The following is a 7,698-nucleotide window of genomic DNA, read 5'->3' as shown; positions in this document are numbered from 1 at the left end:
ACGCTCGAGCGCACCGGGGCGTCGGCGGGACGGCCGACCGGGGTGGCCCGGTGGGTGGACCTGTCGTCGTCCCGGGAGTCCTTGTCGTCACCGGAAGGGCTCGGGGAGGGCTTCGGGGCAGCGGCGGTCGGCTTCGAGCGCTTGCCGAAGCGGGCCTCGGCGGGGCCCGACCCCAGCAGGACACCGACAGCGAGCGCGGCACACAGCGTCTTCCAGAAGCCCACGGCAACCCCTCCTCGTCACGGGCCCACCGGCCGGGCCGCGGCATCTGGACGCCTGCTCGCCCGGAATATTCAACCGCCATCACCCCATGTGGCACCAGGGCCCTCGGGGCGGGGGAGGCTGTCCGGAAGGGGGCATGTACGGCCCAGGACACCGGCCGGCCCCCAGGCGCCCTAGAAGACGAAGCCCGCGCCGCCGTAGGGGCCGGTGAAGCGGTCCACGTGCGCGACGCCGTCCACCTGGCCCGCGTCGTCCAGGATGAGCCCGCGCCAGCCCGCGCGCAGCATGAGGGCGCCCAGGTGCACCGCCACTCCGGCCTGTGCGTCGAGCTGCCGGTAGGGGGCGGGCGTGCCCTGCACGCGCACCTCCACGTCCAGCGGGCCCACCACGCAGGCCTCCAGGGAGGTGGCGAGGCTGGGCCCCGCGAGGAAGACGTCCGGCGCGCTCGCCATGGTGAAGCCCGCCTCCGCGCGCAGCCGCAGCCGCTCCGTGGAGACGGCGGCCCAGGTGACGTGCATTCCCACGAGGTGGATGACGTCCGTGCCCGGGGTGCCGTCGTCGGTGGGCAGGGTCAGCTTCGTGCCCTGGAAGTCGACGCCCAGCTCGGTCCCCTCGATGCCGAGGAACACGTCCCCTGAGCTGCCGCCACCCATGGCGCCGACGTTGAGGCCCATGCGCACGTCGATGGGCGGAGCGGGGGGACGCGGGGCCAGGTTCCGGACCGCCATGTCCGCCAGCTCCTGCTCCTCGCTGGTGCTCAGGGAACTGGAGGAGACGACGGGCGCGTCGCCATAGAGGCGCGCCGTGTAGGAGGGGCCCGGCGTGTCGCAGCAGTCGTCGTCCGCGTCGTCGTCGTCGTCGTCGTCGGAAGGTGAAGAGGCCGCGTGCGTGGAGCGGGGCTGGATGGGGGTGGCCTCGTGGACCTTCGCGTCGCCCTTGCTGTCGGAGGTGTCCGCCGTCTTCTTGCCGAAGCGAGCCTCGGCGGCGGGAGCGAGGAGCAGCAGGCCGGTGACGAGTCCAGCGCACAGCGCGGGGCGGAAGGACGACACGGGAGGCTCCGGGGCAGGGGAAGGACGAAACCCGTCGCTCCCCTGACGTGGCGCCGGGCGGTCCTATTCAAAGCCTCCCCCTTTCAGCGGCGGGCCACCTTCTTCGCCTTGGCCTTCGCGGTGCGCTTCACGGGGCGGGGCGGAGGTTCGGTGCGCGCCACGGCCACGCTCTCCGGCGTCACCGGCGTGGGGGACAGCCGCAGCGTGACGCGCCGGTTCTGCGCGCGGTGGGGCGGGCTGTCACCCGGGACCCGCGGGCGGTACGCGGCGTGGCCCGTGGCGCTCAGGCGCTCCGGGGCCACGTGCTCGCGCTCGCCCAGGTGGCGCACCACCGCCACGGCCCGCGCGGCGGACAGCTCCCACGCGGTGGACGCGGGGGCGCCGGGCGCCGGGGGGAGCACCTCGTCGGTGTGGGCCTCCACCGCCACGCGGTGGTCGGCGAGGGCGCCCTGGAGCACGCCCGCGGACTGCTTGAGCAACTGGACCCCTTCGGGCGAGAGCGCCGTGCTGGCGGGGGCGAAGAGCAGACGCTCGGACACCTCCATGCGCAGCGCGTCGTCCTCCAGGTCCAGGGACACGTCCCCGGCGGCGAGCGCGTCCTTCAGCGCCGCGCCCAGGGTCGCGAGCGCCGCCTCGCGCCGCGTGTGCTGCTCCTCCGCGCTCCGGGCCTGGAGCTGTGCCGCGGCGCTGCCCCACTCGGCGTGCTGCTGCTGGCGCTCCAGCGTGCGCAGCCGGCGCTCCATGGCCTGCCGCAGTGTCTGCAATTGCGCGACGTGGGCCTCGGACTCGGTGGCCTCGTGCTCCAGTTGCGCGCTCCGGGCCTCCAGCGCCTGGAGCGAGCGCGAGCCCAGCCACGCGCCTCCGGAGGCCACCGCCACCGCGACGGCCAGCAGCCCCCAGGGCAGCCACCGCCAGCGTCCCTGCGCTGCTTCGGTCCGGACGTCGTCCATGGCCCGGGAGCGTAGCGGCGCCCCCGGGGTGGGCGGCAAGGTGGGCGCCGTGCGACACCGCCCGCGCCTGCCTGCCGGGCCCGGGCGCGTTCAGTGCGGGGATGGCCCGGGCGGTTTCTTCCACCGGGGCAGGTGCAGCACGAAGCGCGAGCCGGGGCCTCCCTCCGGCGGCGGCTCCACGTACAGGTCCCCGCCGTGCGCGCGCGCGAGCTGCCGGGAGATGTAGAGGCCCAGGCCCAGGCTGGCGCGCGCGTGCTGCCCGGTGGCCCGGGCGAAGCGCTCGAAGATGTGCTCGCGCGCGTCCGGGGGGATGCCGGGGCCCCAGTCCCGCACGGCGACGACGGCCCGCTCCCCGTCGCGCTCCACGTACAGCTCCACCGGCAGGCCGGGCGCGTACTTCATCGCGTTGGTGAGCAGGTTCATCAGCACCTGCTCCACGCGCGGCCGGTCCGCCATCGCCACCACCGGCGCGTCCGCGTGCACCACCGCCACGCAGCCCGCGGTGGCCAGCGCCTCCTCCATCCGCGCCACCAGCGCGTGCACCAGCGCGGACAGCTCCACCGCGCCCAGCTCCAGCGCCATCTGCCCGGTGCCCAGCCGCGCCACGTCGAACAGGTGCGCCACCAGCCGCGTCAGCCGGTCCGCCTGCCTGAGCGCCCCCGCGAGCCCCTGGCCCAGCCGCTCCGCCTCCTCCGACGGCTGCTTGTCCAGGGTGCGCTGCAGGGACGACAGCTGCAGGTGCAGCGCGGACAGGGGCGTGCGCAGCTCGTGCGTCGCCACCGCCACGAACTCGTCGCGCGCGGCGACGGCGTGCTCCGCCTGCCGGTACAGCCGGGCGTTGTCCACCGCGAGCGCGGCGCGCCAGGCCAGGTCCTCCAGCGCGGACAGGTCTCGCGCGTTGAAGCGCCGCGTGGGGGAGCACGACGCGGCGCTGATGAGCCCCAGCGTGCGCCCGCGCGCCATCAGCGGGACGACCATCACCGAGCGCGGGTTCAGCTGCTCCAGGAGGCCCCGGTGCTCTTCGTTGATGACGAAGCTCTCCATCGCGGCGGCGTCCACCTCCGCCACCAGCTCCGACCGGCCCGTCTCCAGCACCCGGCGCAGCAGCGTGTGCGACCCGTGTGGCGGCGCGAACGGCATCGCCTTCTCCAGCAGGGCCTGGAGGACGGCGTCCTGGCTCTGGCACTCCACGCGCTCCAAGTGGCCGCCCTCCTCGGACAGCATGTCCACCAGGCAGTAGTCCGCGAGCTGCTCCACCACCAGCTCCGCCATGTTGCGCACCGTGGTGCGCCAGTCGAGCGACGTGGCCAGCCGCGTGGTCGCGTCCGCCAGGAAGCGCAGGTGGTCCGCCATGCGGCGCTGTTCGGTGACCTCGCGCACCACGCCGCCCACGCCCAGCACCTCCGTACCGGTGCGCACGGGGAAGTACGTGGCCAGGAAGATGCGGGGCTCCGGGCCCATGATGTACTCCACCGGGTCGTCCACTACGGGCTCTTCCGTCTCCAGCACCCGGCGCAGGAGGTCCTCGATGGGCGCGCCCGCTTCGCCCATCAATTCGCGCGGCGTGCGGCCCAGGTGCGCCTCCACCGGGATGCCGTTGTTCTCCGCGATGACGTTGTTGACCCGCATGTAGCGCAGGTTCCGGTCCACGAAGCCAATGCCCACCGGCGAGGCGGAGAAGAACCCCTCCAGCAGGGCCAGGGACGCGTCCCGTTCGTGCAGGGCCTTGCGCGCCTCGCGGTACAGCCGGGCGCTCTCCACCGCCAGGGCGGCCCGGCGCGCGAACTCCGTGGCGTACGCCAGGTCGCGCCGGGTGTAGCGGCGCGCGGGGGACGCGGAGACCAGGTTGATGATGCCGAAGCGGCGCGTGCCCACCGCCAGGGGCAGCAGCATGGAGGAGCGCGGCGCCAGCTCCTCCAGCAGGCGGCGGTGCCTGGGCGTGCGCGACACGCTGTCCAGCCACCCCCCGGAGATGTCGGACACGAGCACGGGCCGGCCCTGCGCGAACACGCGGGAGAGCGGCGTGCCCGCACCGAGCAACGGTGGGAAGGGCATCGTCTGGTCGAGCAGCGCCTGCTTCTCCGGGTTCTTCGCGGTGACGGCCAGCCGGTGCAGGGCGCCGTCGGTGTCCAGCACGTCCACCATGCAGTAGTCGGCCCACTCGCGCGTGGCCAGCCTCGCCACGGCCTTGAGCGTCGTCTCCCAGTCCAGGGACTCGGCGAGCAGACGGCTGGCCTCGCTGACGAAGGACTCCGCGCGCTCGTTGGCCTTGCGCTCGGTGATGTCCACGCTGACGTTCACCGCGCCCAGCAGGTCGCCCTCCGCCGTGTACAGGGGCGCGGACGAGTTGAGGATGGTACGCCGCGCGCCGTCGCGCCCGACGATGTCCACCTCCTCGTTGGAGATGGTCTGCCCCCTGCGCAGCGTGCGCGCGGTGGCCCACTCCTCGCCGTGCAGCCGCCGGCCGCTGCGGGGCCAATACGCCTCGAAGAGGTGGTAGCGCTCCAGGCCCATCTGCTCCAGCGCGAGCGAGCCCCACAGCGCCTCCGCGGCGGCGTTGGCCGCGAGCAGGCGACCGCCGGTGTCCACGATGATGACCGCCACGGGCAGCAGGTGGAGCACCGTGCGCAACCACTCGTGCCGCACGGGTGTGGTCTCCCCCAGAAAGGTGCCGGTCTGCTCGGACATGGGCGCGGAGCCCCCTTCCCCCGCGGGAGGCTGTAGGGTGGGGGTGCCAGGGAGGCGGGACCACCCGACCCGGGTACGAGCCGGCTTTCCAGGAGTTGCCACGCTCCTCCGTCCCGGAGCAGGGGAAGGGGCTTGATTCGGAGCGGCCGACGGGGCGTCATTCGGCGGAATGGCGATCGCGTGCGTGGTGCTGGATTTCGATGGGACCTTCACGGACGTGCTGGCGGAGGGCGCACCCTTCCTGACGCACTTCCAGCAGGCGCTGTACCGGGTGCTGGGGCAGGACGCGACGGCCGCCTGGGATGAAGAGGTGGCCGCGCTGCATTCGGGTGTGGACCGGTACGGCTGGGAGGTGGCGGGGCGCATCGTGGCGCCGGCCACGGCGGATCCGTACCTGACGGCCACGTGCACCGCGCACCGGCTGCTCCAGCGCTTCGGGCGGAGCCAGGACGAGGCGGCGCGCACGGACACGGTGCAGACGCTCTACCGGGACGCGTACCGGCACTCGGCCACGGCCTTCAAGGAGGAGGCGAAGGAGGTGCTGGAGGCGCTGCTCGCCACCGGCCTGCCCGTGGCGGTGGTGACCAACGCGCACACGGAGCTGGTGGAGGCGAAGCTCACCCGGCTGGCCCCGCGCGGCCGCGAGCGGCTGACGGTGTACGGCGACGCGCGCAAGTTCCAGCTGGAGGACGCGGTGCCCAAGGACGCGCGCTTCGACGCGCTGCCCGAGGCGCTGCACCTGGACGGCGTGCTGGGCCGGCCGGTGTACCTGCGGCGCGGGCGCTACTTCTCCGCGCTCAAGCGCATCTGGGACGCCACGCACACGGGCCCGGAGTCCACGCTCGTCGCGGGCGACATCTACGAGCTGGACCTGGCGATGCCCGCCGCGCTGGGCGCGCACGTGCAGCTGGTGGAGCGCGCCAACGTGCTGCCCTACGAGCGCGCGGCGGTGGAGCGGCTGGGCGCGCGCGGCGGCGTGGATCGCAGCCTGCGCGCCATCCTGCCCCGGCTGCGCTGAGGCCCCCCGGCAAAACGAAAAGCCCCGCCTCCCGGTGAAGGGAGGGCGGGGCCGTTCGCACTGCACCGCGCGTGGGGCGCGAAATGCTTGAGGCTAGACCTTGGCGCCAGGGGTCGCCTGGAACACGTCGTTGAACTCGGCCAGCGCCTTGTTGAGGGTGGCCTTGATGTCGTTCGTCAGCTCGCGCTTGGTGACGAGGTCCTGGACGATGTTCGGGTACTTGCCGTCCACGAACTCCAGCATCTCCTTCATCCAGCGGACCACGTCGCTCACCGGCACCTGGCGGATCCACCCGCGCTTGCTGGCGTCGTCCTTGTTCGTCGCCGCGTAGATCTGGATGACCTGGCGCTCGACGGACAGGGGCTCGTACTGGCCCTGCTTGAGCAGCTCCACCATGCGGGCGCCGCGCGCCAGCGTCTCCTGCGTCGCCTTGTCCAGGTCGGAGCCGAACTGGGAGAACGCCGCCAGCTCGCGGTACTGCGCGAGCTCCAGCTTCATGGAGCCTGCGACCTGCTTCATCGCCTTGATCTGCGCCGCGGAACCGACGCGCGACACGGAGAGACCGACGTTGATGGCCGGGCGGACGCCGGAGTTGAACAGGTCCGTCTCCAGGAAGATCTGCCCGTCGGTGATGGAGATGACGTTCGTCGGGATGTAGGCGGACAGGTCACCGGCCTGCGTCTCGATGATGGGGAGCGCCGTGAGGGAGCCCGCGCCCTCCTCGTCGGACAGCTTGGCGGCGCGCTCCAGCAGGCGGCTGTGGATGTAGAACACGTCGCCCGGGTACGCCTCGCGGCCCGGCGGGCGGCGCAAGAGCAGCGACAGCTGGCGGTACGCCACGGCCTGCTTGGAGAGGTCGTCGTACACGATGAGGCCGTGCATCTTGTTGTCGCGGTAGTACTCGCCGATGGCGACGCCCGCGTACGGGGCGAAGTACTGCATGGGCGCCGGGTCGGACGCGTTCGCCGCGACGACCGTCGTGTACTCCATGGCGCCGTGGCGGGTCAGCTTCTCCACCACCTGCGCGACGGTGGACTGCTTCTGCCCGATGGCCACGTAGACGCAGTAAACGCCCAGGCCCTTCTGGCTGATGATGGCGTCGATGGCGACGGCCGTCTTGCCCGTCTGACGGTCACCGATGATGAGCTCGCGCTGACCGCGGCCCACCGGCACCAGCGCGTCCAGCGCCTTGATGCCCGTCTGCAGGGGCTCGTGCACGGACTTGCGCTGCACGATGCCGGGCGCCTTCACCTCCAGGCGGCGGTGCTCGGTGGCCTCGACGGGGCCCTTGCCGTCCACCGGCTGACCGAGCGCGTTCACCACGCGGCCCAGCAGGCCCTTGCCCACCGGCACGGAGGCGATCTGCCCGGTGCGCTTCACGACATCGCCTTCGCGGATGCCCTTGAAGTCACCCATGATGGCGATGCCGACGTTGTCCTCTTCCAGGTTGAGGACGAGGCCCTGCACGCCGTTGGAGAACTCCACCAGCTCGCCGGCGAGCGCGCCCTCCAGGCCGTACACGCGGGCGATACCGTCGCCCACGGACAGCACGGTGCCGGTCTCGGCGACGGTGACCTTCTTGCCGTAGTCCTTGATCTGCTCCCGGATGATTCTGCTGATCTCGTCGGCGCGGATTTCCATGAGCGTCTAGCGTCCTTGCGGAGGGGGCGGCCGGAAACGGGGAGGGCCGCCACGAATCTTGATTGCCGGGTGGCCCCCTATCATGCCCGCAGGCCGTACCGCAACGCGCACGCACCCCGCCCTATTGCCG

At 72.8% G+C, this 7,698-nt stretch carries 5 protein-coding genes and 1 pseudogene; 1 reads left to right on the top strand and 5 read right to left on the bottom strand.

Annotated elements, in window-relative coordinates:
- The 4 genes and pseudogenes from D7V93_RS44615 to D7V93_RS47510 form a co-directional block, all read right to left on the bottom strand.
- A pseudogene (locus tag D7V93_RS44615) lies at nt 1-224 on the bottom strand (hypothetical protein); the annotation flags it as partial.
- Between the two features lie 171 nt (nt 225-395).
- A complete protein-coding gene (locus D7V93_RS32430) occupies nt 396-1,271 on the bottom strand; it encodes a hypothetical protein (RefSeq protein WP_120647065.1) in 876 nt (291 codons plus the stop codon).
- Between the two features lie 83 nt (nt 1,272-1,354).
- Entirely contained in the window at nt 1,355-2,221 is an 867-nt protein-coding gene (locus D7V93_RS32425; protein ID WP_120647064.1) for an OmpA/MotB family protein, read from the bottom strand.
- 90 nt (nt 2,222-2,311) lie between these two features.
- Nucleotides 2,312-4,909, bottom strand: coding sequence for a sensor histidine kinase (locus tag D7V93_RS47510; RefSeq protein WP_120647063.1), 2,598 nt, complete (start codon nt 4,907-4,909; stop codon nt 2,312-2,314).
- 169 nt (nt 4,910-5,078) lie between these two features.
- Here D7V93_RS47510 and D7V93_RS32415 point away from each other — a divergent pair, with 169 nt between their 5' ends.
- On the top strand, nt 5,079-5,927 hold the full coding sequence (locus D7V93_RS32415; protein ID WP_120647062.1) for an HAD family hydrolase: 849 nt from the start codon (nt 5,079-5,081) through the stop codon (nt 5,925-5,927).
- Between the two features lie 93 nt (nt 5,928-6,020).
- On the opposite strand, the gene atpA is transcribed toward D7V93_RS32415, so the two are convergent.
- Nucleotides 6,021-7,568, bottom strand: coding sequence for a F0F1 ATP synthase subunit alpha (gene atpA, locus D7V93_RS32410; protein WP_120647061.1), 1,548 nt, complete (start codon nt 7,566-7,568; stop codon nt 6,021-6,023).
- Between the last annotated feature and the right edge of the window lie 130 nt (nt 7,569-7,698).

The sequence above is a fragment of the Corallococcus llansteffanensis genome, from assembly GCF_003612055.1.
GTDB lineage: Bacteria > Myxococcota > Myxococcia > Myxococcales > Myxococcaceae > Corallococcus > Corallococcus llansteffanensis.
This window is presented reverse-complemented; position numbering and strand designations above follow the sequence as displayed.

Bases quoted from the DNA above. Each gene is read 5' to 3' on its own strand.
- D7V93_RS47510 (WP_120647063.1), bottom strand. From the start codon at position 4,909: ATGTCCGAGCAGACCGGCACCTTTCTGGGGGAGACCACACCCGTGCGG.
- D7V93_RS32425 (WP_120647064.1), bottom strand. From the start codon at position 2,221: ATGGACGACGTCCGGACCGAAGCAGCGCAGGGACGCTGGCGGTGGCTG.
- atpA (WP_120647061.1), bottom strand. From the start codon at position 7,568: ATGGAAATCCGCGCCGACGAGATCAGCAGAATCATCCGGGAGCAGATC.
- D7V93_RS32415 (WP_120647062.1), top strand. From the start codon at position 5,079: ATGGCGATCGCGTGCGTGGTGCTGGATTTCGATGGGACCTTCACGGAC.